Below are 25,838 nucleotides of genomic sequence, written 5' to 3' on the forward strand. Positions count from 1 at the left end.
CGTTGCAACCTGCATAAACTGCCCCAACGTTTCCTGAATATATTCAGGGGTGATTTCAACCTCGTCTTTGATATCAGCAAAGACATCATGCAGACGTGCTATCATCGTTAGTTGCAGCTTTGAACGTTCTAGGGGTGTTGGTTGTTTCATTTTTTTTACCCTCTGTTTACTGGTTGATTTACAATCCAATCCATAATAACCACGCGTCACGAATCTCTTTTGGACGATTCAAATACGCATCACGCATCGCTCTATTACTCTTGCGATATTTCAGCGCTCTTCCAATGCCTCTGATACAGATTGAAGTTCATCAGGCACTACTTTCAAATCCTCCCGTAACTTATTAACTCGTTTAAACCAAGTCGATTTCCAGCCCATGCGTTCAGTAGATGGAATTTTTTCATTTACGTCATAAACCATTTCCAGCCATTCATTCCACATAATCATTAAGCGAATATCACTAAAACCTTCACCATTGATTTGGCGTTCTGTTCTGATTGGCAGACGGCGTCTATCAACCAGTTTTCTAACGCTACTTTCTGATTTTCCAGTACGTCGACAAAATTCAGAAACAGTAATTGGATCTGGAATCTTAAACAGTAACCTCAAATCTCGCTCCAGCATATGCTAATCTCTCTATGTGGGGTATTTCTGTTATAAAATACCTCGTTTTGGTTTTGTTTAACTAATAATGCACCATAAACTTGAGAACTGCAATATGAAGATCACTATTGGAGAAAAATTATTATTAATGAGAGAAAGTGAAAGGCTAAAAAGTCGCCCAGAAGCTGCTGAAATGATTGGAATTCCTACAAATGCCTTATGGAGATATGAAAATGGAAAAACTATGCCAGATGTGGACGTGATCACAAAAATTTTGAATCACCCTAGATTTGAAAAATATACCTTATGGTTTATTACCGGAAAGACCGCACCAGAAATAGGTCAAATTGCTCCAGCTTTATTCAATCCTAACAATTACGAACAGGAGGAAAAATCAGCATGAATACTATTAACAAACTGAAACAAATAGGATTAGTTGAGAAAATTGATTTCTCACATTTAGATGAGAGAGGCGTTGCCGCAAATTGGCTTTTCCTTAGCTCAATACTTAATCAGAAAAGAATAGAAAAATATTCATTATGGTTTGTCACTGGAATGATTGCCCCTGAAGCTGGTCAGATCTCACCGGCTATCGCACACAGTGGGCACATGACAACAAGATTGTCGTTTTAAGAGCCAAAAATTGGTTATCTGTTTATCAATCCTATGTTTTTCATACAGGTATAGAACTACCCCGTCTAACTGGAGGGCGCAGCCATGGCAATTAAAGCGCTTGAAGGTGGACGTTATAAAGTGGACATACGGCCGCAGGGCAGATCTGGAAGACGAGTCCAGCGTGTATTTAAGAAAAAAGCGGATGCAGTCGCATTCGAACGGAATATTTTAGCAAATTCTAATAACCAAGATTGGAAACCAAAATCGAAAGATTTTAGAAAATTGTCGGAGCTTTTCGACATTTGGTGGAATTATGAAGGGCGAAACTTAACGTGGGGAATTAAAAGAAAGCAGACTATCCAGGGAATGATTAGAGATATGGGTGATCCCGCTGCTTACCAGTTAACCCCCCGTTTTTTAACTGAGTACCGTTCCAGACGGTTGTATGAAGGTAAAAAAGCATCGACAATCAATAGAGATATGACAATGCTTAGTGGTGTTTTTAATACCCTGATTAGCTTAAAGGAATATACAGGGACACATCCACTCAAGGAAATTAAAGCACTGAAGGAAAAAAAGCCGGAAATGTCTTATCTTACTGAGCCAGAAATTGCAAATTTACTGAATGCAGTTACTGGTGACACGTGGCGTTTGACGATTTTATGCTTAAACACTGGTGCTCGGTGGGGAGAGGCTACTAAGTTACGGGCTGAAAATATGCTGCATAATCGTGTTACGTTTATTGAAACAAAAAACGGTAAACACAGGACTATTCCTATTTCTAATGAAGTAATGGCAGCAGTAAAAACAAAATCCACAGGCCTTTTGTTCGATGTCAGTTACAATTCGTATAGAAAGATACTGAAAGATATAAAACCGGATTTACCGCATGGTCAGGCAGTACATGTTTTGCGACACACATTTGCAGCTCATTTTATGATGAATGGTGGGAATATACTGACCTTACAGAAAATCATGGGGCATGCAAACATTGAGCAAACTATGACCTATGCACACTTTTCGCCTGATTACTTATTGGATGCCATCAAGTTTAATCCACTGAAGGGACACATCCACATTTCATCCACGCTGTTGGGGGAAAATGGTTAACCATAATACCCCAAATTATTTATAATTTATTGAAAAACAATGGTAGCTCTTTTGTAAAGAGCTACTTTATCCCCGCTAGTCGGGGGTTTTTCATCTCTGGTGAGAAGTCATGGAAAATATTATCCAAAAAATTAATGAATTAAGAGCAACATTACGTCATCACGAATATTTATATCATGTTATGGATGCGCCAGAGATCCCTGATGCAGAATATGATCGTTTGATGCGAGAATTAAAAGCACTGGAAGAGCAGTATCCAGAACTGGTTACTGCGGATTCTCCTACCCAGCGTGTGGGGGCGGCACCGTTAACGGTGTTTGAACAGGTACGCCATGAGATCCCTATGTTATCTCTGGATAATGTATTTGATGAAGAGAGCTATCTGGCATTTGACAAACGCGTCCGTGATCGTCTGAAAGACAACCAGGACTTGGTGTTTTGTTGTGAACTAAAACTTGATGGTTTAGCGGTCAGTTTGCTGTATGAAAATGGGGAGTTGGTACAGGCTGCGACTCGTGGCGATGGGACAACGGGGGAAAATATTACCGCCAACGTCCGTACCATTCGTGCCATTCCCTTACGTTTGAAAGGAGATAATGTTCCCGCTCGCGTCGAAATCCGCGGTGAAGTCTTTATGAAACACGCTGGGTTTGAAAAATTCAACGAAGAAGCGCGTCGTACAGGAAATAAAGTCTTCGCGAATCCTCGCAATGCGGCAGCCGGATCATTACGTCAGCTTGATCCACGCATTACTGCCAAACGCCCATTGACTTTCTATTGCTATGGGGTTGGTGTTCTGGAAGGCGGAGAGTTACCAGCAAGTCACTACGAACGCCTGATGCAATTCAAGCGGTGGGGACTACCTGTCAATGACAACGTGAAGTTATGCCAGGGAACGCAACGGGTGATGGATTTCTACCATGGCATTGAGCAGAAGCGGCCGACACTGGGCTTTGATATTGATGGAATTGTCGTCAAGGTCGATTCCCTCGAATTACAAGAAAGGTTGGGTTTTGTTGCCAGAGCACCACGTTGGGCGACGGCTTTCAAATTTCCGGCTCAAGAACAGATGACTATCATCCGTGATGTCGAGTTTCAGGTAGGGCGTACCGGTGCCATTACTCCGGTTGCTCGTTTGGAGCCTGTATTGGTGGCAGGTGTTACAGTTAGTAATGCTACACTGCACAATGCAGATGAAATTGAACGTCTGGGGCTGCGCATTGGTGATCAGGTGATTATTCGTCGTGCCGGAGATGTTATCCCACAAGTAGTGGGAGTTGTTCATGAAAATAGACCAGCAGAAACTCAGGAAGTCATTTTTCCCGTACATTGTCCGGTTTGTGGCTCCGATATAGAGCGTGTCGAAGGTGAAGCAGTCGCTCGTTGTACAGGAGGTTTGTTTTGTGGAGCACAGCGCAAAGAAGCATTGAAGCATTTTGTCTCCCGTCGTGCTATGGATGTTGATGGCATGGGCGAAAAAATTATTGAGCAGCTTGTGGATAAAGAATATGTCAAAACGCCGGCTGATCTTTTCCGGCTGACAGCCGGAAAATTAACGGGTCTTGAGCGAATGGGACCTAAGTCTGCGCAAAATGTCATTAATGCCTTGGAAAAAGCGAAGAAAACCACCTTTGCACGCTTTATTTACTCTTTAGGTATTCGCGAAGTCGGCGAAGCGACAGCCGCTAACTTGGTTGCTCATTTTGGCACGTTAGAAAAATTGCGTGCAGCGGACATTGAGGCATTGATTGTGGTGCAAGATGTGGGGAGTGTGGTTGCCCGCCATGTTGTGAATTTCTTTAATGAGCCACATAATCAGGTGGTGATTGATGATCTAGTTAACAATATCGGTATTCATTGGGAATCGACTGAAAGTCTGAACTTTGATGAAGTCGACAGTCCATTTGCTGGTAAGACAGTAGTATTGACGGGGTCATTGAGCCGTTTATCCCGAGATGAAGTTAAAGATAAGCTGACCGCCTTAGGCGCAAAAGTGACAGGAAGCGTGTCTAAGAAAACAGATTTGGTTATTGCTGGTGAAGCAGCGGGTTCCAAGTTAGCTAAAGCCAATGAATTGGGAATTTCTGTTATTGATGAAGAGGAAATGCTCCGTTTATTGGGTGAATAATACGCATTCCACTTGGGGAGGCGATTATTAAAGTGTGATCGAGTTGGCTAAATAGGGATTTGTAACCACGTAAATAGTAAATTAGTGTGATAATAATCAAACTTTACTGCTACGCGTTGCATAAAATACAGATATAAATTTGCACAGAATCGGGTTTGGAGCTCTTCTTTATGACTATGTCTCATATTTTACATTTTTTCCTCGCATTGGTCGTAATTGGCGGCCTGGCGATTTTGACAAGTAATAACCGGAAGGATATTAAGATTCGTTATATAGTTCAGTTGCTTATAATCGAACTCTTTCTAGCATGGTTCTTCCTAAACTCTAACGCGGGTTTGGGGATAGTTAAAGGATTTGACGATTTATTTGTCCATCTATTGTCTTATGCAGCAAAAGGCACCAATTTTGTTTTTGGTGGCATGATACAAGCGAATTTGGCCTTTTTCTTCCTGAATGTGTTGTGTCCTATTATCTTTATCTCCGCCTTAATTGGTATTTTGCAACACATTAAAGTGCTGCCAATTATCATTCGTGTAATAGGTACAGTACTATCTAAAATCAACGGCATGGGTAAGCTGGAATCATTTAATGCGGTTAGTTCATTGATTCTGGGGCAATCAGAGAACTTCATTGCTTATAAAAATGTGCTGAGCAAAATGTCTGAACGTCGGATGTATACGATGGCGGCAACGGCAATGTCTACGGTATCTATGGCTATTGTCGGTGCTTACATGACGATGCTGGATGCAAAATATGTAGTTGCAGCCCTGATCCTCAATATGTTCAGCACTTTTATCATATTATCTCTCATCAATCCTTACTCTGTTGAGAATGAAGAAGATATCCATATGAGCAACCTCCACGAGGGGCAAAGTTTCTTTGAAATGTTGGGCGAATATATTCTGGCGGGTTTCAAAGTTGCTTTGATTGTCACAGCGATGTTGATCGGTTTTATTGCCTTGATTGAGGGAGTTAACTCAATTTTTCATCTGATATTTGGTATTACTTTCCAAGAGTGTATGGGATATGTGTTTTATCCATTTGCATGGATCATTGGTATTCCAAGTGATGAGGCACTGAAAGTAGGTAGTATCATGGCAACCAAGATGGTTTCCAACGAATTTGTAGCGATGCAGAGCATGCAAGAAGTGGCAGCTCAACTGAGTGAGCGTTCGAAAGGAATTCTGTCGGTATTTTTAGTCTCTTTTGCTAACTTTGCATCCATTGGGATTGTTGCTGGTGCTATTAAAGGATTGGATGAAAAACAGGGTAATACTGTCGCGCGTTTTGGCATGAAATTGCTGTTTGGCTCAACGCTAGTGAGTTTCCTGTCCGCAGCCATTACCGGACTGATTTTGAGCGTCTAAATCTATTTTATTGGATTTGATAAAAAACAATCGAAAGTGGCGTCTTGGTAGATGCCACTTTTTTTATATTTGCTGTAAATTTTCTAATAGCACGAGTATCTTGCGAGATTAATTGAAGTTATTGGGCGTTTTCCAATCAAATAGATGGAGAAATGCTATCTATAACGGAGAACCATATCTATACGGAGGGTTATGATGAGTTATTTTGACAGGAAAATTGCGATTGTTACAGGTGCGACAACGGGAGTTGGAGAGGGTATTGCAGAAGAATTATTCCATCGTGGAGCGACGGTGATTATTACTGGGCGTCAGTTTTCCCGCGCCAAACAGACAGCAAGACGGATAGATCCCACAGGACAATGTGTAATTCCGATGGAAGCAGATGTCAGGGATCATCTTTCAGTCAAAGCATTGATTGACAACACAATAGGGCAATTTGGTGGATTACATATGTTGGTCAATAATGCGGGCATTACTGGGCCACATGGTATCAATATTTGTGATTATTCCATTGATGATTGGAATGATGTGATTAATACCGATCTCAGCGGAACATTTTTCGGCTTGAAATATGGTATTCCCGCTATAATTCAAAGCGGAGGAGGGGCTATTGTCAACCTTTCGTCCTCTAACGGTATTGTAGGCATTCCTGGTATTGCACCTTATACAACGGCTAAACACGGTGTGCTTGGTTTAACGCGTTCGGTTGCCTTGGAGTTTGCAGATAAGGGGGTTCGTATCAATGCCGTTGGACCAGGTTATGTTGATACTCCGTACATGCAAGCCCTACCTACAGAAATCAGGGAATGGATGGCAAATAGTCATCCAATGAAACGTATGGCAAGTAGAGAAGAAGTTGCAAAAACTGTAGCATTTTTACTGTCTGATGAAAGCTCATTTACGACTGGCGCTTTTTACGCGATTGATGGTGGTTATACAGCGCAATAGTGTAAATACAATAAGTGATGACAGGGGTAGTCTCTTATAGCCAATTTTTTTAATAATCGACCTTATCCCTTAATTGGATAACGAATACAGCGATATAAGAAAAATCCCTGAAAACTGGCGTTTTCAGGGATTAGGAATTTTGGTGGAGCTAAGCGGGATCGAACCGCTGACCTCTTGCATGCCATGCAAGCGCTCTCCCAGCTGAGCTATAGCCCCACAAATGTAGTTCAGGTTTTGAATACCAAATACTGATTACTCTGATGAGTCAGTAAGATAAGTATTTGGTGGAGCTAAGCGGGATCGAACCGCTGACCTCTTGCATGCCATGCAAGCGCTCTCCCAGCTGAGCTATAGCCCCAAATCAAAATCCTGTAGAACGGGGCGAATCATATGAAAACCGGAGAATTCTGTCAATGAATTCATTAATATTCTCTGTGTAAGCGCTGAAAAAGCCACCAATAACTAGTTTGGAGGGCAACAAATCAAGGCACTGCAATAAATTGAGTGCCTTGATTATTTACGCTACATTATGACGTAACATCGGTAAATGATGATTTATTGCGCTTCACGCTGAGCAATATAAGCCAGAGCCTTATCAATACGAGCTAATGAACGAGCTTGGTTAATAGCATGGATTGTTACATCAACACTCGGAGACTGGCCAGCACCTGTTACAGCAACACGTAGTGGCATTCCTATTTTACCCATACCAACTTCCAGTTCGTCTGCCGTAGCCTGAATAGCATGATGGATATTTTCAGGTGTCCATTCAGTAATAGCTGCCAGTTTCGCACGGGCAACTTCTAATGGCTGACGAGCAACTGGGCGCAGATGTTTTTTCGCAGCATCAGCATCAAACTCGGCAAATTCTTCATAGAAATAACGGCAAGATTCAGCCATTTCTTTCAGGGTTTTACTGCGCTCACCCAATAGTTTGATCAACTCAACCAGTTCTGGACCCGTGTGAGTATCAATACCTTGCTGTTCAATATGCCATGCTAAATGTACAGCAACTTTTTCTGCTGGCAGGGTCTTGATGTAGTGATGGTTCAACCATTGAAGCTTTTCCGTATTGAACGCACTGGCAGATTTGCTGATGGCATCAAGGCTAAACAGTTCAGTCATTTCTTCAACGCTGAAAATCTCCTGATCGCCATGTGACCAGCCCAGACGAACCAGATAGTTCAACAGCGCTTCTGGCAGATAACCATCATCACGGTATTGCATTACACTGACTGCACCGTGGCGCTTGGACAGTTTTTTACCATCGTCGCCGAGGATCATAGAAACATGGGCATATTCTGGGACTGGGGCGCCGAGCGCTTTCAGGATATTGATCTGACGTGGGGTATTGTTGATATGGTCTTCACCACGAATAACATGGGTGATTTCCATATCCCAATCATCAATTACCACACAGAAGTTATAAGTTGGTGAACCGTCGGTACGGCGAATGATCAAATCGTCCAGCTCTTGGTTACTGAATTCAATCGAGCCACGGATGCTGTCATTAAAAATGACAGAACCTTCTTGTGGATTACGGAAACGTACAACATGTGGCTCATCGTGACTATGCTGGCACTCGCTATCGCGGCATTTTCCGTCATAACGTGGTTTTTCACCATTAGCCATTTGAGTTTCACGCAATTGTTCCAAACGCTCTTTGGAACAATAGCAGCGGTAAGCAGTGCCTTGCTCCAACATTTCATCAATAACTTGGTTGTAACGGTCGAAACGTTTGGTCTGATAGTAAGGGCCTTCATCCCAATTCAGATTTAACCAGTTCATCCCGTCCATAATTGCGTCGATGGCTTCTTGGGTAGAACGTTCCAGATCGGTATCTTCGATGCGAAGAACAAATTCACCTTGATTGTGGCGACTGTATAACCAGGAATAAAGAGCAGTACGCGCACCACCAACATGCAGATAGCCAGTAGGACTTGGTGCAAAACGGGTTTTAATTTTACTCATCAGGAATTGCCTTAATTACGTTTCTCTTTATTAGAGAGCGTGTTGAATGATTGATGTAACAATTGAAGTAACAACAGTGGGAGTTATTTTATCACTGCACTTCAATTCCTCAATGGCGTTAACGGTAGGTTATTGAGAAAAGCTAAAATAAGCCGCCCGAATGATACCCTAGTGTGATTATAATTGTTTCATTCTGTTTAATTTTACGACGAACGATTGTTTTAGTGATAAAAAGCGTTGACTCACTTCGAACTATCCCTATAATGCGACTCCATCACGACGGGGCGATTAGCTCAGTTGGTAGAGCATCTCCCTTACAAGGAGGGGGTCATCAGTTCGAATCTGGTATCGCCCACCATATCTCTCGTAGTGATAAAAATGATTTTATGATTGGGCGATTAGCTCAGTTGGTAGAGCATCTCCCTTACAAGGAGGGGGTCATCAGTTCGAATCTGGTATCGCCCACCAATCATAAATCAGTGGTATTGATGTCGTTAATAGTCATCGTGAAGTGGGCGATTAGCTCAGTTGGTAGAGCATCTCCCTTACAAGGAGGGGGTCATCAGTTCGAATCTGGTATCGCCCACCACTTCATTGGGTTGTTTCGTATCTAGTATCACACTGATATTTAGAATGGGTCGTTAGCTCAGTCGGTAGAGCAGTTGACTTTTAATCAATTGGTCGCAGGTTCGAATCCTGCACGACCCACCATTCAAATATCAAAATCAAAATTATCTAATTGGGTCGTTAGCTCAGTCGGTAGAGCAGTTGACTTTTAATCAATTGGTCGCAGGTTCGAATCCTGCACGACCCACCATTTAGATATAAAAATCAGAATTACCTAATTGGGTCGTTAGCTCAGTCGGTAGAGCAGTTGACTTTTAATCAATTGGTCGCAGGTTCGAATCCTGCACGACCCACCATTTAGGCATCAAGATATGAAGTGGGCGATTAGCTCAGTTGGTAGAGCATCTCCCTTACAAGGAGGGGGTCATCAGTTCGAATCTGGTATCGCCCACCACTTCATCCCAGCATTTCTTATCAGACACTCGCTTACCTTAGAGCTATATCAGCCGTCTCAATTCACAGATAGTACGCTGGATAAAAATAGACATTAGGGGCATATTCTTGGGTGACTTTTTTTCTTCAATCAGGCCATGATATTAAAAATACGAACGAATAAGGGAAATCAGCCATGATTTACCTGCTACCCGTAAATAAGGCAGGGCCTGTTTTACGACAATTGTTTTTTCTTTTCCAGAGACAATAAATACTAAATTAAGATTTTCATCACCCACTTAATATGGCTTAAATTATTTGATACAAGGAAAAAATTCAGGAGATAATTTATTCTCATTAGGTGAAAATATACGCAATACTTTTAATGCCTGATGGTAACCATTAACTTGTTCCTGATTCACTGGATAGTTAATTAACTTTGTATGCCAATGTTTATTTGTAACAACAGCATAGCGTTTTTTAGCTCCTAATAGCCATAAGAATAGATTATTTAGCTTCATAGGTGTAGGTTTGGTTGATATAGCAATATCAAATTTTTTTCGACGAAATGCTAATGCAGTTTTAATAATAGCCGGGTATTTATTTCCTTTAGGGATGATGCAGATATTGATTTCAGGACACAAATAATAAGCCAGTTCAGCATTGCCAGAATCTATAAATAGACTGATCTCTGAGTTGGGATATCTTTTCTGTAAAAACTTTATTAATGGTTGAGTGCAAATGAGATCACCAAACCCATTTCTACGTAGTATGGCTATTTTCATATGGTATTATCAGAATTAAAAATTCTATCGTTTAAGATTAATTTAATTATAGTCTATTTTTTAATGCTACTGAGAAAACCTCCCGCATATAGTCGAAACTACGTTGTTGCTAACCAGTATAGTGAACACATAATTATGAATCTTTGATGGATTTGTACCCGAAAAGATGAATTGCTGGTAAGTATTTCTACTTATTTTTAGTAATGTGATCTTGGTCACTTTATATTTTTTGTAAATAGTATCTCTGAGTTTATTTCTGCATTTTTCGTTTGTTAATTCCTTTAATTCCTTTAATTCTAGTTCCTGACTGTCTTTAAGTAGAAGAACGAATAAGCTGAATGAAAGGTCATGCTTTCGATTTAAATGAAAATGAAATATTTTCGTGGTGGTTTTGCTCTAAAATAAACTTTAATAGGGATCACATTTTCGATTGATCTACTCTGCTGTAATTGTTTTCTGGAGTGAATAGTTTTGACTTTGAAGCTTGGATTACCGTCGGGTACTGATTGTCTTTGGTGTCGACATCATTGTGGTTGATGAATAAGAAATATCTATTTTAATTAAAAATGTAATGTTTTTAACCATATCTAAATAGACTGGAGATACTATGCAACCACTATTACAGTTGATCCGTCGCCATAAATCAGGCGAGAACGTTGGAGTTTACTCTGTTTGCTCGGCACATCCTTGGGTGTTGGAAAGTGCAATTCGTTTCGCCAAAGAGAGAAATTCTTCGGTACTTATTGAGGCAACTTCTAATCAGGTTAATCAGTTCGGCGGATATACAGGAATGCAACCGGCTGATTTCCGCGAAATGGTTTGGAAAATTGCTGATAAAATAGGATTTCCCCGCGAAAGAGTTTGGCTCGGTGGTGATCACCTGGGGCCTAATGCATGGCAGAACCGTAGTACACAAGAGGCTATGCGGCTCTCTGAAATACTGATTTACGATTATGTTGCGGCAGGTTTCAGGAAAATTCATCTCGATTGTTCGATGTCCTGTGCTGATGATCCGGTGCCGCTTAATGATGAAATCGTAGCATCTCGCGCCGCGAGGTTGTGTCAGGTTGCTGAGCACAGTTGGAAAGAGCACGGTGGTGAACTCCCTGTTTATGTGATTGGTACTGAAGTTCCTGTACCGGGAGGTGCCAGAGAGTCAATGGAAGAGATGCAGATCACTTCACCTCAGGCAGCAGAAACGACGTTGAAAGTTCATCAACACGCGTGGCAAGAGCATGGTTTAGCGGATGTTTGGTCGCGGGTTATTGGCCTGGTGGTTCAACCTGGCGTCGAGTTTGATCATCATAATGTTAAACATTACAACTCAGCGAAAGCACAAGCACTAAGCCAGTTTATCGAAACTGTCCCCTATCTGGTCTATGAGGCTCATTCTACAGATTACCAGACTCTGCGTGTTTACCGTGAATTGGTGCGTGATCATTTTGCCATCCTAAAGGTAGGGCCTGCGCTGACGTTTGCCCTGCGTGAGGGGCTGTTTGCTCTCGATAAGCTAGACCGTGAATGGAATGGTGAGCTGAACGCAGCTCACCTGCACAGTACGCTGGAACAAATCATGCATGAACAGCCTCAGCACTGGAGTCCTTATTACAAAGGCAGTGCGCATCAGCAATATATCGACCGCCAATATAGTCTTAGTGACCGTATCCGTTACTACTGGGCAGAGCCAGAGGCAGAAGCGGCAGTTAATAATTTGTTGAATAACCTGCGTAATAATCCAATACCTTTGTCGATGCTGAGTCAGTACCTACCTGAGCAGGCCGAAGCTGTAAAAGAAGGGCGGCTGGAACATGATCCGAAAGTGTGGGTGATGGATAAAGTGAGAACCGTTTTGCGTCAGTATGCACTAGCGTGCGAAGAACAGAGTGAAGGAGCTGGGGCATGAGGACGATCCTGTCATATTCACAATCATGGTTGGAGAAGCACAATGCACTGTTTACCGCAGAGGAGATTGTCCATCAACCCCGCTTATGGCGTGAACTTTATCGTGAACTAGAGTCCAATGCGGCACAGTGGCAGCCTTTTTTGTCTTCATTGTTAGTTAAGCCTGATTTACAGATTATCCTCTGTGGTGCCGGTTCTTCCGCTTTTATCGGTAAAGCGATGGCTCCGTGGTTACGTGAACATTGTGGATTGAATGTCTATGCCTATGCGTCAACGGATATTGTGCCGACACCGTGGCAATATCTTGAAAAGCAGCGTCCGACCTTACTGGTCTCCTATGCACGCTCCGGTAACAGCCCTGAAAGTGTCGGTGCAATTGAGCTGGTGAATCAGTTGGCAGATGATGTTTATCACTTGATACTTACCTGTAATCCTGATGGTTCACTTACCCATTATGTAAAGGTCAAGCGCGCAGAGGGCAAGAACAATGCCTGTTCGCTGATTATGCCCAAGGGTTCTCATGATCGTAGCTTTGCAATGACATCCAGCTTCAGTTGCATGATGTTGGCAACATTGCTACTGCTTGGAAAACCAGATTTTGCACGGGCAGGTCAGTTAGTCGAAGAGATGGCCACTCTCTGTGAAAAGTGTTTTTCAGAATGGTTGCCGCTGGTTCAGAAAGTGTCGCAGTCCGGTTTCAGCAGAATGGTAGCATTGGGTTCCGGCTGTTTTACCGGTATCGCGGAAGAAGGTGCCCTGAAGATGCTCGAACTGACAGCCGGTGAAGTGGCAACCCGTTTTGACTCTACACTCGGCGTACGTCACGGGCCTAAATTCATGATTGATGAAAATACCTTAGTTGTCGTTATGCTGTCGGCGGAAGCGTATTGTCGCCGTTATGATATCGATCTACTCAATGAACTAAAACATGATGAACTGGCAAAACAGATTATTCCGCTTAGCAGTCTGCCACTGCCGGGAGCTGTTGAACTGAATAGCGGGCTTTCTGATATTTGGTTGATGTTTCCATATCTTATCTTCTTCCAGTTGTTGGCATTCAATACCTCGTTGTCACATAGCTTATCACCCGATAATCCTTGCCCGACAGGGGAAGTAAACCGGGTTGTAAAAGGTGTCCAATTATACCCTTGCCAACATACAAAATAATAATAGGAGTGAGTATGTCTGCCCCAAACATATTGATGACCCGAATCGATAATCGTCTGATTCATGGTCAGGTTGGCGTGACTTGGACAAATTCACTGGATGTGAATTTGGTTGTGGTGGCAAATGATGAAGCCGCCGCCGACCCTGTTGCGCAATCTTTAATGGATATGGTGGTCTCTGACGGTGTGCAAACCCGCTATTTCACATTGCAGAAAACAATCAATGTAATCCACAAGGCGGCGGATAGACAGAAAATTTTTATTGTCTGCAAAACGCCTCAGGATGTACTTACTCTGGTTAAAGGGGGTGTTCCTATCAAATTTGTCAATGTCGGAAATATGCATTTCTCGGAAGGAAAAAAACAGATCCACAAAACGGTCTCTGTTGATGATGCTGACGTCAATGCATTCCGTGAGTTGGATAAATTGGGAGTCACTTGTGAAATCCGTCGGGTGCCGGATGAAGCAGGTGAATCTGTCTCTAAGCTGATTAGCTGAGGAGATCAGTATGTTTACTGACGCACTGTTTATAGCCTTACTGGCAGGGATCGCCGGTGTTGATCTGTTCAACGGATTGACTCACATTCACCGTCCCGTGGTGATTGGCCCTTTGGTCGGGCTGATTTTAGGGGATGTACAGACCGGTCTGCTGGTTGGCGGAACGCTGGAACTGGTCTGGATGGGAATGGTGCCGCTGGCCGGAGCGCAGCCGCCTAATGTGGTTATTGGCGGAGTAATTGGGACAACATTTGCGATCATGACCCATGCCGATCCGAAAGTGGCGATAGGAATAGCTGTGCCGTTTTCGATAGCCGTACAGGGTTGTATCACACTGTTGTTTACTATCTATTCACCGATGATGCATAAGTGCGATGAAATGGTGAAAAAACTGAACTGGCGTGGTGTCGAATGGGTCAATTACTTCGGTATGCTCATTCTGTTCTTTTTCTACTTTATTGTTGCTTTCCTGCCGATCTATTTCGGTGCAGATGCGGCGAGCACAATGGTTCGGAAAGCACCACAATGGTTGCTTGATGGCCTTGCGGTAGCAGGGGGAATGATGCCTGCTATCGGTTTCTCATTACTGATGAAGTTCATGATGAAAAAAACCTATGTGGCCTACTTCATTCTAGGTTTTATTTCTGTGACTTTCCTGAATATGCCGATTATTGCAGTAGCACTCGGCGCATTCGCAATCGCACTGATTGATTTCTTTAATCGTACCCGTAACGACAGCAATGACAATCAGGATGTTGGTTCTCAGACTACCGCACAGGAGATGAACGATGGCATTTAATGACTCAGATGAAGCGCTGGCGGCAAAAGCGGAACAGAGGATGGCTCAGGCCATAGCAACCAGTCAGGTTGATCGGGACGACTATATTGATAGTGAGCATAGTCCCGAACTGACAAACCGCGATATTAACGTAATGGCACTGCGCTCACTATTATTACAGGCATCGTTTAACTATGAACGTATGCAGGCGGGGGGCTGGTTATATACCCTGATACCAGCACTGCGTAAGATCCATAAAAATCCACAAGACTTATCCAACTCCATGAAAATGCATATGGAGTTTATCAATGTCCATCCCTTTGACGTCACTTTTCTGTCTGGGCTTGTACTAGCGATGGAAAGGAGTAAAGAGAAGGTGTCTACCATCCGTGCCGTGAAAGTTGCATTGATGGGGCCTTTAGGCGGGATTGGTGATGCTTTATTTTGGTTAACACTACTACCTATTTGTGCCGGTATTGGTGCTTCTCTGGCACTTCAGGGCAGTTTATTCGGGCCAATTATTTTTCTGCTGATGTTTAACATTGCGCACTTTGTCCTGCGTTTCGGACTGGCACATTACGGTTATCGGGCAGGAATCAAAGCGATTGCCATGCTGAAAGCGCACACCAAGAACATCTCCCATGCGGCTTCAATTGTCGGTATGACAGTAATAGGTGCGCTGGTGGCTTCCTACGTTCATCTTTCCACACCGTTAGTCTTGAAGGCCGGCGAAGCGAAGCTCGCTCTACAGACGGATGTACTGGATAAAGTGATGCCTAATCTGTTGCCTCTGGCTTTTACTCTACTGGTTTACTGGCTGATGAAGAAGGGAGCATCACCTGTGAAATTGATTGGCATCACAGTGGTGTTTGGGGTTGTCGGTAAGTTAGTTGGTTTTCTATAAGGAGTGCAGATGCTAGGTGTAGTGATAACCGGACATGGCGGTTTCGCCAGTGGTCTGTTGCAGGCGGTAGAACAGGTTATCGGCTCGCAAGAGCAGTGTGTAGCAGTGGATTTTCCAGAAGGAATGTGTACTGAGGCACTGAAAAAAGCACTGGAGGCTGCGTGCTACCAATGTGATCAGGGTGAAGGGCTGGTTTTTCTCACTGACTTGCTCGGCGGTTCTCCGTTCAGACAGGCTGCGCAGATGGCATTAAATCATCCTGCATATCAGGTTATTACTGGTACTAATATGCAGATGGTTGCGGAAATGATGCTTGAGCGTGACGGTATGACAGTCACTGAGTTTCGCGACATGGCACTGGAATGCGGACATCGTGGGCTGACCAGCCTGTGGCATGAACAGCAGCGTGAAAGACAGGCATCACAGGGTATTGATGGTATCTGAGGAGATAACATGTATCTGATTTCTAACCGAGAAATGCTGAAAAAAGCGCAGCGTGGTGGATACGCTGTGCCTGCCTTTAATGTCCATAACCTTGAAACAGTGCAGGTGGTGGTAGAGACCGCAGCCGCACTGTCATCACCGGTGATATTGGCGGGAACACCCGGCACCTTTATCTACGCAGGGTTGGAATATATGGTATCTATCTGTCGTGAAGCGGCGCATATTAACCATTTACCGGTAGTACTGCATCTGGATCACCATGAAGAGTATGATGATATCTGTCATAAGGTGCAGTCCGGTATCCGTTCTGTGATGATTGATGGTTCACATCTCTCTTTTGAGCAGAATATCGAGGCGGTATCCCGTGTAGTTCGGTTTTGTCAAAACTACGATGTCAGTGTTGAGGCAGAATTAGGCAGGCTTGGTGGTCAGGAAGATGACTTAGCCGTCGATAGCAAAGATAGTTTCTATACTGATCCTATGGCTGCGAAAGAGTATGTTTCCCGTACCGGTATTGATTCACTGGCGGTCGCGATAGGTTCAGCGCATGGCCTATATCACGGGGAGCCGCACCTCGATTTTGATCGTCTGGCCGCTATCAGGCAGCAGGTTGATATTCCACTGGTGCTGCATGGTGCATCGGGTATCCCTGAAGAGCAGGTCCGGCGTGCAATTAATTTCGGAATCTGCAAGGTAAATGTGGCGACAGATCTGAAAATTGCTTTTGCTGACGCAGTTAAAGCGTATTTTACTGAACACCCGGATGCAAATGATCCGCGCAAATATATCACACCGGGTAAGGAGGCAATGCGCAAGGTGGTCGAAACTAAAATTCACATTTGTGGTAGCGCAGGAATGATGTAATCACAAATTAGGGTAGTCGCCCTTTATACTTTGATGACGATTTTTGTAGTGGGTCTCAGGGGCGACCTTTATAGAGAGCACAATGACTGGCTCTTCTATATCTGTGGTTTGCCTAATAATAGTGTTGACTTGAGCTTAAGGGGTTACCAATTTAGGAGGCTCCTCACTTTGATCTGCTATTCAACTTTGGACAACTCATTAAGATATGCGCAAAAAATAATCACGAAAAAACAATCGGCTAAATCTTTTTGTCCAGTACTTTTATTGGACAGCTTAGATTCAAACCCTCCTGTGTGGTGCAGATTTTAGATGCGGGATTGTCTCGTATGTTGAAGGGCAGATTTCTGCCCTATGTAGTGATAGTAGCTTTGTCGTTAGATGATAACTATTTTATCTCTGATATCCTATCGATATAGTCAGCGAACCACAGCATCATTTCACGACGTTGGTCTAAATATTATGCATGGTTATACACATCTCTGGTTTTATTACCAATAATATGGGCTAATTGTTTCTCAATCACATCATGATTAAATTTATGCTCATTCAATATGATACTGAATTGATGTCGGAACCCATGACTACTAGCTAAACCGTCATATCCTATTCTCCTAATAACTAACAGGACAGCATTTTCGCTGATAGGTTTTTTCCGGTCATTTCTACCCGGGAATACAAAATCGGAAATATTGGAGGTTATAGGGTGTAGATTTTGGAGCAATTTAACAACCTGATTGAACATAGGAACTATATGTAGCCACCGCTCCTTCATTACTGATGGATTGATAGTAAATAGTCGATTATCAAAATCAATGTTCTTCCATAACATGCTGCGAATTTTAATAGTTCGTAGGGCAGTATATTGTAGAATCTCTACGAACGGTTATTTTTTGTTAATGCTGATAATTGAGGGGTTTTGCGAACTATTAGGAATTGAGGCGAACTGTAGAATGGCGTCCCCTGCAGGAATCGAACCTGCAACTAGCCCTTAGGAGGGGCTTGTTATATCCATTTAACTAAGGAGACAATGAAACGTAGTATACCTGTTTTTCTTGTCAGAGATAAGGCATAGCGAACTGTTTGCCTATATAATCACCACTCTTTTTGATTACCACTAATGAAAGATTGGCAGTATATTTTACATATTGGGTGCAATAGCTGGTATACAGCGCGATAATTAATATCTAAAAATAATTATATGGAGAACAATATGAAGTATCGTCTGAGCGGGGTTGCTCTTACAGCAATCTTACTTGTGGGATGTGCCAGTTCATCGAATACGATGGAACAGGGGCGTTCTGATCCGCTGGAAGGGTTTAACCGCACTATGTTCAACTTTAATTATAATGTTCTCGACCCGTATATACTGCGCCCGGTTGCTGTAGCTTGGCGTAATTATGTGCCGATGCCAGCGCGAAATGGCATTGGCAATTTTATGAGTAATCTTGAAGAACCAGCCAGCATGGTAAACAGTTTTTTGCGTGGTGATGTTCATGAAGGTGCGAAACACTTTAATCGTTTCTTTTTGAATACTTTGTTGGGAATGGGGGGGCTTATTGATGTTGCTTCCATGGCGAATCCCAAACTGGCAAAAGAAGATCCAATGCGTTTTGGTAGCACATTAGGGCACTATAACGTGGGGTATGGCCCATATGTTGTTCTGCCTGGTTACGGTAGTTTTACATTGCGTGATGAAGGCGGTAACTTTGCGGATATGACTTATCCCATTCTGAGTTATCTCACTGGTTGGATGTCAGTAGGCAAGTGGGTGTTCGAAGGTATAGAAACCCGCGCTCGCTTGCTGAACTCTGATGGCCTGCTAAAAAACTCTTCAGATCCTTATTTGATGATGCGTGACGCTTACTTCCAACGTCACGATTTTATGGCCAATGGCGGCAAGTTGGAGCCGGAAAAAAATCCTAATGCGGCAAGTATTCAAGATGAATTGGATTCTATAGATTAAGTAGGTATCTATAATTAAAAAAGGATAGCGGGTACTATCCTTTTTTTAATTATACTATTCGGTTAGAACACGTATTAGAACGAGTAGTTAAAGTTTATACCATACAACCATGCAGTTCCTTTGGAATCAAACTCATATGGTGTATTGAAAGGAGCAGGTGCATTCTCTTGCAGTTTCTCGCTAACGTGTACTTTCTTACCGCGCATATAGGAAACACCGACATCCACGGAAGCATCTTTATTGAATGCATAAGTGGTTCCTAAGCTAAACCAAAAACGATCTTGATCCGGAATGGAAATAGAACGATTTTTGGCTGGTACAGGGCTTTCATCAAAGGCGATACCGGTACGGAATGTCCAGTTATCATCATAATAGTAAGTTGTACCTAGCGAGATACGGTAAGCATCGCGGAAACCTTCGTGCTTGTGGAATAAGGTAGCGCCGGAATCTTTGCTTTTACCACGTAATTCTTTAAATTCGCTCCAGCCTGTATACAAGAAGCTATAGTGAATTGCCCATTGTGGTGCAACACGGTTATAGCCTGAAAGTTCCCACATATCAGGTAAGTTCAGATCCAGAGTACCTTTAATGGTGTTACCAGCGAGGCCACCAGGGAGCAGCGCTGGCATTCCATTGCTGTAATCCCCCTTTTTGAACTTAACTTTAACTTTGGAGCGATACGTCAGGCTATAACGGTTGTTTTCATCGTACTGATATAGAAATCCTACATTCCAGCCATAGCCCCAATCTTTACCTTCCAATTTGGCAGCTTCAGTAGTTGCTTGGGTATTAAGTCCTGTCTTTCTGGCTGTTGCAGGGCCAGTTTCACCCATATGACGAGTGATTTTGGCATCGGCATAAACAGCATTGACACCTAAGCCAAAGCTGAATTGATCATTAAATTTGTAAGCACTACTTAGGTTAAAGTTCAACGTCTTGAGTGATGTTTTCCCACCAACTAGGCCAGCAGGATAATTATTACTGAATTCTGTGGATAAGCCAAAGTTGCTCACAGCTGATGCGCCAATATACCACTGATCATTGATTGGAGTGATAAAATGCAGGTTTGGGATCCATGCATGTGGTGCGATGTTTTTAGCATCTGTGCTCTGACCAGTCACAGGTGATTTCCCGGTAATATCAACATCTGGGTTGACATACACTAAACCACCAGAAAACGATGGGCGATCAAATAAGGTCATGGCCGCAGGGTTACGACTTCCTACGGAAGCGTTATCTGCAACGGCACCTGCCCCAGAAAATGCACGGCCTAGTCCTGATGACGAATATTCATTCAATTGAAAACCAGCAGCACTAGCGTTGGATGAGAGGATTGCAACCGCCACTGCTAATACTGAACGTGTAAATAGGTTTTTCTGGTCCATAACCAAAACCTCACTGTCTAATTATTATTAACATGCCACTCAAGTAGCTGAGAGCGCGGGATTGTAGAGTCGATTTGTCGCAATGACAACAATGACAAATCAGACCAGTGAACGAAGTATAGGCTTGATAGTAGAATGTGTTGCAAGAATGTTTTCTAAATATAACTAAAATGATTCTTAAATTGGGACTTGCTTAACAAAAAGTAGACGGCTTCCGTTAATGAAGTGTAAATGGATTTTTATTGGCGTGGTCAGATCAATAAATCATGAGATAAATGGCTTCAAACAGCGTAAATGCTGGTTATCGGTCTTTAAGAGAACGTAGAATTATCAGCAAGTTTTTTTAGCTGGAGAGAAATTAAATGTCTGATGTTATTAACCGTTGTAGTGCCGAAGAAACGGCTGCTTGCTGTTGTGTTGATGTGGGAACAGTTATTGATAATGAAGATTGCACCGCTTCTTACCAGTGTATTTTTGCGAGTGCACAAGAAGCAGAAGTTATACTTAATATTTTGATCAAAAAGGCAAAATCAGTGGAATCTGATCCATGTGTTATACGCCATAGTATCGAAGCGGTTGATGGTGGAATGCAATTATCTGTGGATTTTACCTTTAGTTGTCAAGCAGAAGCCCTCATTTTTCAATTAGGCTTGCGTTAATTCACGCTGAACAACGGTTTTCTCATTGTTTTGCTATACCAAACAGTGAGAAAATTGCTTGTAACAGATTGTAAATCATTGTCTTTTCTTTGTACTCCTGTCGCTTATTCTTCATTTAAGCTGTATAAATTATAAATAGTTTAAAGTTGAGTTTGTTCTCATTTTTAGTTTATACCTATTTGCTATTTTCCAACATTACGTTAACAATGCATCATCAGGTCTGACCTCTTATGGGGTGAGTAAATGTTTTTAATCAATCAATTGATTTAGTTAAAATAATTAGGAGTTGCTATGGGTCGTTCTTCAACAAAAGTAATACCGCAGAGGGAACGTGTAGCTATTGTCAGCGGGTTACGCATTCCTTTTGCGAAACAGGCCACTTTCTACCACGGTATTCCGGCTGTTGACTTGGGAAAGGCTGTTGTAAGCGAGCTGGTCATTAGGAGCGGTTTGTCGCCTGAGAAGATCGACCAATTGGTTTTTGGACAGGTGGTTCAAATGCCGGAAGCTCCAAATATTGCAAGGGAAATTGTTTTGGGGGCAGGCTTAAGTGTGAATACTGATGCTTATAGTGTTTCCCGTGCCTGTGCAACGAGTTTTCAGGCAATTGCAAATGTGGCTGAAAGTATTATGGCAGGAGTAGTCAATATAGGGATCGCTGGAGGTGCGGATTCCTCATCTGTTTTGCCCATCGGAGTGACTAAGTCATTGGCGCGCACGTTAGTTGACATGAACAAAGCCAAAAGTCTCACCCAACGATTAAAATTACTCAGTCGATTGAAATTACGTGATTTATTGCCTGTGTCTCCTGCTGTTTCTGAGTATTCCACGGGATTGAGAATGGGAGATACCGCTGAGCAGATGGCAAAAACTTATCATATCAGTCGCGAAGATCAGGATGCATTTGCGCACCGCTCTCATGTATTGGCCGCCAAAGCCTGGGAGCAAGGGCTTTTGCAAGAAGAAATTATATCGGCATATTTCCCGCCATACAGTAAGACCTTGGCAGAAGATAACAATATCAGAAAAAACTCAACCTTAGCTTCTTATGCTAAATTGCGTCCGGCCTTTGATCGTAAACATGGCACAGTGACAGCGGCAAACAGTACACCACTGACGGATGGTGCAGCAGCAGTGATGTTAATGCGTGAATCTGTTGCCAAAGAGCTTGGTATAGTTCCATTAGGGTATTTACGTAGTTATGCATTTTCTGCCATTGATGTTTGGCAGGACATGTTACTGGGGCCGTCCTATGCAACCCCGTTGGCACTGGATCGTGCTGGTATCACTCTGAATGAACTGACGCTTATCGACATGCATGAAGCATTTGCTGCCCAAACACTAACGAATTTAAAAATGTTTGCCAGTGAAAAATTTGCCCGCGAAAAATTGGGGCGTACTCAGGCAATTGGTGAAGTGGATATGGATAAATTCAATGTATTAGGTGGGTCAATTGCTTATGGGCATCCATTTGCGGCGACAGGAGCCAGAATGGTTACCCAGACGTTGAATGAATTGCGTCGCCGCGGTGGTGGATTTGGGTTAACGACAGCTTGTGCCGCTGGTGGTTTGGGTGCAGCAATGGTATTGGAGGTAGAATAATGGTTCAGGCTGAAAAAGAAACGGTTATGTCAGCAGCAATGCAACCGGATCAATCGGTATTCAGTTTTTCTGTCAGGGACGACAAGGTGGGAATTATCACCATTGATGTACCAGGAGAGAAAGTTAACACACTGAAAGCTGAATTTGTTGAACAGTTCCTGATTATGTTTGAAAAAGCGCAACAAGTTTCAGGCTTGAAAGGGCTGGTTATTGTATCCGGCAAGCCAGATACCTTCATTGCAGGTGCTGATATTAGCATGATAGCGAATTGCCAAACTCAGGAAGAAGCGACAAAATTGGCTGAAAAAGGTCAAAAGCTCTTTGCGCAGATTGCCAATTACCCTTTGCCTGTTGTGGCAGCGATTCATGGCGCGTGCTTAGGTGGTGGGCTGGAGTTGGCATTGGCTTGTCATGCGCGTATCTGTTCTTTGGATGAAAAAACACGTCTTGGTTTACCGGAAGTTCAGCTAGGGTTATTACCAGGTTCAGGTGGAACGCAGAGATTGCCTCGTTTGATTGGTGTCAGTACTGCTTTAGACATCATATTGACAGGCCGTCAGCTCAAGGCAAAACAGGCGCAACGGTTGGGTGTTGTAGATGAGGCGGTTCCTTTAGATATCTTGCTAGATGTTGCTGTACAATATGTTAAAAAAGGTATTGTGAAGCGTAAGCCATTGGCATGGCCGCAGCGTATACTGGCAAGTGCATTAGGCCGGCCGTTGTTATTCCAAATGGTTCATAAAAAAACGCGAGAAAAAACTCGTGGCCACTATCCCGCACCAGAGAAAATCATCAATGTGATTTGTGCCGGCCTGGAAAAAGGCTCAGAGAAAGGTTTTCAGCTTGAAGCCAAAGCATTTGGTGAGTTAGCGATGACGCAGGAATCAGAAGCATTGCGGAACCTGTTTTTTGCTTCTACAACGTTGAAGAATGAAACTGGCTCTTTAGAACAGCCCGCCGAAATCAAACATGTAGGGATTTTGGGGGGAGGTTTAATGGGGGGCGGTATTGCCAATGTGACTGTGACTCGAGGAAATTTGCCTGTTCGCATTAAAGATATTAATGAAAAAGGCATCAATCAGGCATTGAAATATACATGGGATCTTCTTTCTAAGCGGGTAAAACAGCGTCGTTTGAAATCAAGTGAGCGTTCTCGTCAGATGTCGCTATTGACAGGAACGACGGATTACAGTGGGTTTAAGCAAGCTGATATTATAGTTGAAGCTGTATTTGAAGATTTAGTATTGAAACGCAAAATGGTTGCAGAAATTGAAGAAAATACGAAACCTGAAACTATTTTTGCATCTAACACTTCTTCATTGCCAATCCATAAGATCGCTGAAGCCGCGACTCGACCAGAACAGGTGATTGGCCTTCATTATTTCAGCCCTGTAGACAAAATGCCATTGGTGGAAGTCATTCCACATGCGGGAACGAGTGAAAAAACGATCGCAACTGCTGTGGCGTTGGCCAAGAAACAGGGAAAAACAGCGATTGTTGTCGGGGATAAAGCAGGTTTTTATGTGAACCGAATTCTGACACCTTACATTAATGAGGCTGGTTATTGTGTATTGGAAGGTGAGCCGATTGAACATATTGATAATGCTTTAATGAATTTCGGTTTTCCTATTGGCCCAATCAATCTGCTGGATGAAGTTGGTATAGATGTAGGCACTAAAATTATCCCTGTTTTGGTAGAAGAATTGGGAAGCCGATTTGAGGCGCCAGAGATTTTGGATGCAATTTTGAAGGATGACCGAAAGGGCAAAAAGAATGGCCGTGGTTTCTATTTGTATGCGAGTAAAAAAAGCTCATTCTGGTCTTTTGGCAAAAAATCCAACAAAGAAGTGGACGCATCGATTTATTCCTTATTAAAGATCAAGCCAGCTATAAAAATGTTGCCTGCTGACATTGCCCAGCGTTGTGTGATGCTGATGCTGAATGAAGCAGTGCGCTGTTTGGATGAGGGGATTATCAGAAGTCCTCGTGATGGTGATATTGGTGCTGTATTTGGCATCGGATTCCCGCCATTCCTGGGAGGGCCATTCCGTTATATTGATAAGCTTGGCAGTGATAAAGTTGTAGAAATTTTACGTCGTCTGGAGGGGCAATATGGGGAAAGGTTTGCCCCCTGTGGACGTTTAGTCCAGATGGCCGAACAGAAAAAGAAATTTCACGCATAATTTGAATTTTACTTGTTAAAACAGTCAGATCGGTTCTTTTAATTAAGAGCCGATTTTTTATGGGAATTAAGTGATTATTCATGGTTTTTTTATTTTCTATATAAAAATTGTCTTACAACATAACGATAGATATATAAATTTTTTTAGCCATTTTATTTCCCCTTATTTTAGGGCAGAATGCGGACTAGCTCTAACTGAAACGTTTTTACACTCTCTATAAATATATAGAGAGTGTCGATCAAATATTAGCTTGATAATAGTTTTTCAACTTACTTATTAATGCCATATAACCAATAACTTATCTCAATGCAAGCTAATGTGTGGATTATTTTGGGACAGATTCAAAATTAACTAAACGGTGGATTATGTACGTTTTTATTATGCGTCATGGTGATGCTGCTTTGGATGCAATCAGTGATGCAGCACGGGAACTTACACCCAGAGGGTGCCAGGAATCACAAACTATGGCTGGTTGGCTTTCGCAGCAATCGCCTGGTATCGATTGTGTTTTGGTCAGCCCTTATATCCGTGCAGAACAAACATTAAAGGCTGTGCGAGAAAATCTGGCACTTCCTGATAATGAAGAAATACTGGCTGAGTTAACGCCATCAGGAGATGCCATGTTAGTTGCCAGCTACTTGCATGTTTTGTCAACACAAGGACATAAATCTGTATTGGTAGTTTCCCATTTACCGTTAGTCGGCTATTTGGTTTCTGAGCTTTGCCCAGGACAAACTCCGCCGATGTTTGCTACATCCAGCATTGCTTGTGTCGAGTTGGATCACCAAACAGAAAAAGGGTGTCTGTTATGGCAAACATCTCCTGCACAATTAGCAGCGAAATCCTAACCAGACACCTTAATTATTAGGGTCTGTTGATGTTTTAAGGTCATAATTCATTCAGCCCACATGGGCAACCAGACAATGATAAACGCCAGAGCCAACATACTGGCGTAATTCCGTTC

At 42.8% G+C, this 25,838-nt stretch carries 22 protein-coding genes, 10 tRNA genes and 2 pseudogenes; 25 read left to right on the top strand and 9 right to left on the bottom strand.

From position 1 onward, the window contains the following. Positions 1-178 precede the first annotated feature (178 nt). Both Xentx_RS19480 and Xentx_RS01495 read right to left on the bottom strand, forming a co-directional pair. A pseudogene (locus tag Xentx_RS19480) lies at positions 179-256 on the bottom strand (Cox family DNA-binding protein); the annotation flags it as partial. A 14-nt stretch (positions 257-270) separates the two neighbouring features. Then, positions 271-624, bottom strand: coding sequence for a hypothetical protein (locus Xentx_RS01495; RefSeq protein ID WP_074018508.1), 354 nt, complete (start codon positions 622-624; stop codon positions 271-273). Positions 625-718: 94 nt separating this feature from the next. Here Xentx_RS01495 and Xentx_RS01500 point away from each other — a divergent pair, with 94 nt between their 5' ends. The 6 genes from Xentx_RS01500 (at position 719) to Xentx_RS01525 (ending at position 6,771) form a co-directional block, all read left to right on the top strand. Beyond that, complete coding sequence (locus Xentx_RS01500; RefSeq protein WP_074018509.1) at positions 719-1,006, top strand: helix-turn-helix domain-containing protein; 288 nt, start codon at positions 719-721, stop codon at positions 1,004-1,006. Continuing rightward, positions 1,003-1,236 (top strand): hypothetical protein, encoded by a 234-nt coding sequence (locus tag Xentx_RS19485; protein ID WP_074018510.1) that lies wholly within the window; start codon positions 1,003-1,005, stop codon positions 1,234-1,236. Before Xentx_RS01500 ends, Xentx_RS19485 begins: the two co-directional genes overlap by 4 nt. 84 nt (positions 1,237-1,320) lie before the next feature. Then, positions 1,321-2,328 carry a phage integrase gene (locus Xentx_RS01510; protein WP_074018511.1) on the top strand — a complete coding sequence of 336 codons (1,008 nt, stop codon included), beginning with the start codon at positions 1,321-1,323 and terminating at the stop codon, positions 2,326-2,328. Between the two features lie 109 nt (positions 2,329-2,437). After that, positions 2,438-4,456 (top strand): NAD-dependent DNA ligase LigA, encoded by a 2,019-nt coding sequence (ligA, locus tag Xentx_RS01515; RefSeq protein WP_074018512.1) that lies wholly within the window; start codon positions 2,438-2,440, stop codon positions 4,454-4,456. 176 nt (positions 4,457-4,632) lie between these two features. After that, positions 4,633-5,823 carry a NupC/NupG family nucleoside CNT transporter gene (locus tag Xentx_RS01520; protein WP_074018763.1) on the top strand — a complete coding sequence of 397 codons (1,191 nt, stop codon included), beginning with the start codon at positions 4,633-4,635 and terminating at the stop codon, positions 5,821-5,823. A gap of 195 nt (positions 5,824-6,018) precedes the next feature. Then, on the top strand, positions 6,019-6,771 hold the full coding sequence (locus tag Xentx_RS01525) for an SDR family NAD(P)-dependent oxidoreductase (RefSeq protein ID WP_074018513.1): 753 nt from the start codon (positions 6,019-6,021) through the stop codon (positions 6,769-6,771). A gap of 140 nt (positions 6,772-6,911) precedes the next feature. Here the strand turns inward: Xentx_RS01525 and Xentx_RS01530 are convergent. The 3 genes from Xentx_RS01530 to gltX all read right to left on the bottom strand — a co-directional run bounded on the left by Xentx_RS01530 (position 6,912) and on the right by gltX (position 8,742). Further along, positions 6,912-6,987: transfer RNA gene (locus Xentx_RS01530), tRNA-Ala, on the bottom strand. Positions 6,988-7,053: 66 nt separating this feature from the next. After that, positions 7,054-7,129: transfer RNA gene (locus Xentx_RS01535), tRNA-Ala, on the bottom strand. A 197-nt stretch (positions 7,130-7,326) separates the two neighbouring features. Continuing rightward, entirely contained in the window at positions 7,327-8,742 is a 1,416-nt protein-coding gene (gene gltX / locus Xentx_RS01540) for a glutamate--tRNA ligase (protein ID WP_074018514.1), read from the bottom strand. A 282-nt stretch (positions 8,743-9,024) separates the two neighbouring features. Between gltX and Xentx_RS01545 the strand changes: the two genes are divergently transcribed. From Xentx_RS01545 to Xentx_RS01575, 7 genes are all read left to right on the top strand, one after another. Then, positions 9,025-9,100, top strand: a tRNA-Val gene (locus Xentx_RS01545). Positions 9,101-9,134: 34 nt separating this feature from the next. Continuing rightward, positions 9,135-9,210 (top strand) — tRNA-Val (locus Xentx_RS01550). A gap of 45 nt (positions 9,211-9,255) precedes the next feature. Then, positions 9,256-9,331 (top strand) — tRNA-Val (locus Xentx_RS01555). A gap of 46 nt (positions 9,332-9,377) precedes the next feature. After that, positions 9,378-9,453, top strand: a tRNA-Lys gene (locus Xentx_RS01560). Between the two features lie 30 nt (positions 9,454-9,483). Next, a tRNA-Lys gene (locus tag Xentx_RS01565) sits at positions 9,484-9,559 on the top strand. A 30-nt stretch (positions 9,560-9,589) separates the two neighbouring features. Continuing rightward, positions 9,590-9,665 (top strand) — tRNA-Lys (locus Xentx_RS01570). A 22-nt stretch (positions 9,666-9,687) separates the two neighbouring features. Further along, positions 9,688-9,763, top strand: a tRNA-Val gene (locus tag Xentx_RS01575). Positions 9,764-10,055: 292 nt separating this feature from the next. On the opposite strand, the gene Xentx_RS01580 is transcribed toward Xentx_RS01575, so the two are convergent. Next, complete coding sequence (locus Xentx_RS01580; RefSeq protein ID WP_074018515.1) at positions 10,056-10,526, bottom strand: glycosyltransferase family 9 protein; 471 nt, start codon at positions 10,524-10,526, stop codon at positions 10,056-10,058. Between the two features lie 607 nt (positions 10,527-11,133). On the opposite strand from Xentx_RS01580, the gene Xentx_RS01585 reads away from it, so the two are divergent. Genes Xentx_RS01585 through Xentx_RS01615 form a run of 7 tightly spaced genes read left to right on the top strand, consistent with a single transcriptional unit; the run spans position 11,134 to position 17,082 of the window. Continuing rightward, positions 11,134-12,429 carry a D-tagatose-bisphosphate aldolase, class II, non-catalytic subunit gene (locus tag Xentx_RS01585; RefSeq protein WP_074018516.1) on the top strand — a complete coding sequence of 432 codons (1,296 nt, stop codon included), beginning with the start codon at positions 11,134-11,136 and terminating at the stop codon, positions 12,427-12,429. Continuing rightward, positions 12,426-13,595, top strand: coding sequence for an SIS domain-containing protein (locus Xentx_RS01590; RefSeq protein ID WP_074018517.1), 1,170 nt, complete (start codon positions 12,426-12,428; stop codon positions 13,593-13,595). The genes Xentx_RS01585 and Xentx_RS01590 overlap by 4 nt, the downstream gene beginning before the upstream one ends. Before the next feature lie 14 nt (positions 13,596-13,609). After that, the gene (gene agaV, locus Xentx_RS01595) at positions 13,610-14,092 is read left to right on the top strand and encodes a PTS N-acetylgalactosamine transporter subunit IIB (protein ID WP_074018518.1); all 483 of its coding nucleotides are present in this window, start codon (positions 13,610-13,612) and stop codon (positions 14,090-14,092) included. 10 nt (positions 14,093-14,102) lie between these two features. Further along, positions 14,103-14,891 carry a PTS N-acetylgalactosamine transporter subunit IIC gene (gene agaW, locus Xentx_RS01600; RefSeq protein WP_074018519.1) on the top strand — a complete coding sequence of 263 codons (789 nt, stop codon included), beginning with the start codon at positions 14,103-14,105 and terminating at the stop codon, positions 14,889-14,891. Beyond that, on the top strand, positions 14,881-15,774 hold the full coding sequence (locus Xentx_RS01605) for a PTS system mannose/fructose/sorbose family transporter subunit IID (protein ID WP_074018520.1): 894 nt from the start codon (positions 14,881-14,883) through the stop codon (positions 15,772-15,774). The genes agaW and Xentx_RS01605 overlap by 11 nt, the downstream gene beginning before the upstream one ends. A 9-nt stretch (positions 15,775-15,783) precedes the next feature. Then, complete coding sequence (gene agaF / locus Xentx_RS01610; protein ID WP_074018521.1) at positions 15,784-16,218, top strand: PTS galactosamine/N-acetylgalactosamine transporter subunit IIA; 435 nt, start codon at positions 15,784-15,786, stop codon at positions 16,216-16,218. 9 nt (positions 16,219-16,227) lie between these two features. After that, positions 16,228-17,082, top strand: a complete 855-nt coding sequence (locus Xentx_RS01615; protein WP_074018522.1) for a tagatose bisphosphate family class II aldolase — start codon at positions 16,228-16,230, stop codon at positions 17,080-17,082. A gap of 457 nt (positions 17,083-17,539) precedes the next feature. Here Xentx_RS01615 and Xentx_RS01620 read toward each other — a convergent pair. Both Xentx_RS01620 and Xentx_RS01625 read right to left on the bottom strand, forming a co-directional pair. After that, a pseudogene (locus Xentx_RS01620) lies at positions 17,540-17,956 on the bottom strand (tyrosine-type recombinase/integrase); the annotation flags it as partial. Between the two features lie 77 nt (positions 17,957-18,033). Next, a tRNA-Arg gene (locus tag Xentx_RS01625) sits at positions 18,034-18,108 on the bottom strand. Positions 18,109-18,292: 184 nt separating this feature from the next. Here Xentx_RS01625 and mlaA point away from each other — a divergent pair. Beyond that, entirely contained in the window at positions 18,293-19,045 is a 753-nt protein-coding gene (gene mlaA, locus Xentx_RS01630; RefSeq protein WP_074018524.1) for a phospholipid-binding lipoprotein MlaA, read from the top strand. Positions 19,046-19,119: 74 nt separating this feature from the next. On the opposite strand, the gene fadL is transcribed toward mlaA, so the two are convergent. Beyond that, positions 19,120-20,430 (bottom strand): long-chain fatty acid transporter FadL, encoded by a 1,311-nt coding sequence (gene fadL, locus Xentx_RS01635; RefSeq protein ID WP_074018525.1) that lies wholly within the window; start codon positions 20,428-20,430, stop codon positions 19,120-19,122. A gap of 362 nt (positions 20,431-20,792) precedes the next feature. On the opposite strand from fadL, the gene Xentx_RS01640 reads away from it, so the two are divergent. From Xentx_RS01640 to sixA, 4 genes are all read left to right on the top strand, one after another. Further along, positions 20,793-21,089 carry a YfcZ/YiiS family protein gene (locus tag Xentx_RS01640; RefSeq protein WP_074018526.1) on the top strand — a complete coding sequence of 99 codons (297 nt, stop codon included), beginning with the start codon at positions 20,793-20,795 and terminating at the stop codon, positions 21,087-21,089. A 291-nt stretch (positions 21,090-21,380) separates the two neighbouring features. Further along, a complete protein-coding gene (gene fadI, locus Xentx_RS01645) occupies positions 21,381-22,691 on the top strand; it encodes an acetyl-CoA C-acyltransferase FadI (protein WP_074018527.1) in 1,311 nt (436 codons plus the stop codon). Continuing rightward, the gene (gene fadJ, locus Xentx_RS01650; protein WP_074018528.1) at positions 22,691-24,874 is read left to right on the top strand and encodes a fatty acid oxidation complex subunit alpha FadJ; all 2,184 of its coding nucleotides are present in this window, start codon (positions 22,691-22,693) and stop codon (positions 24,872-24,874) included. Before fadI ends, fadJ begins: the two co-directional genes overlap by 1 nt. A 365-nt stretch (positions 24,875-25,239) precedes the next feature. Then, on the top strand, positions 25,240-25,722 hold the full coding sequence (gene sixA, locus Xentx_RS01655; RefSeq protein ID WP_074018529.1) for a phosphohistidine phosphatase SixA: 483 nt from the start codon (positions 25,240-25,242) through the stop codon (positions 25,720-25,722). The last annotated feature ends 116 nt before the right edge of the window (positions 25,723-25,838 follow it).

Origin of the sequence: Xenorhabdus thuongxuanensis (assembly GCF_001908095.1) — a bacterium.
GTDB lineage: Bacteria > Pseudomonadota > Gammaproteobacteria > Enterobacterales > Enterobacteriaceae > Xenorhabdus > Xenorhabdus thuongxuanensis.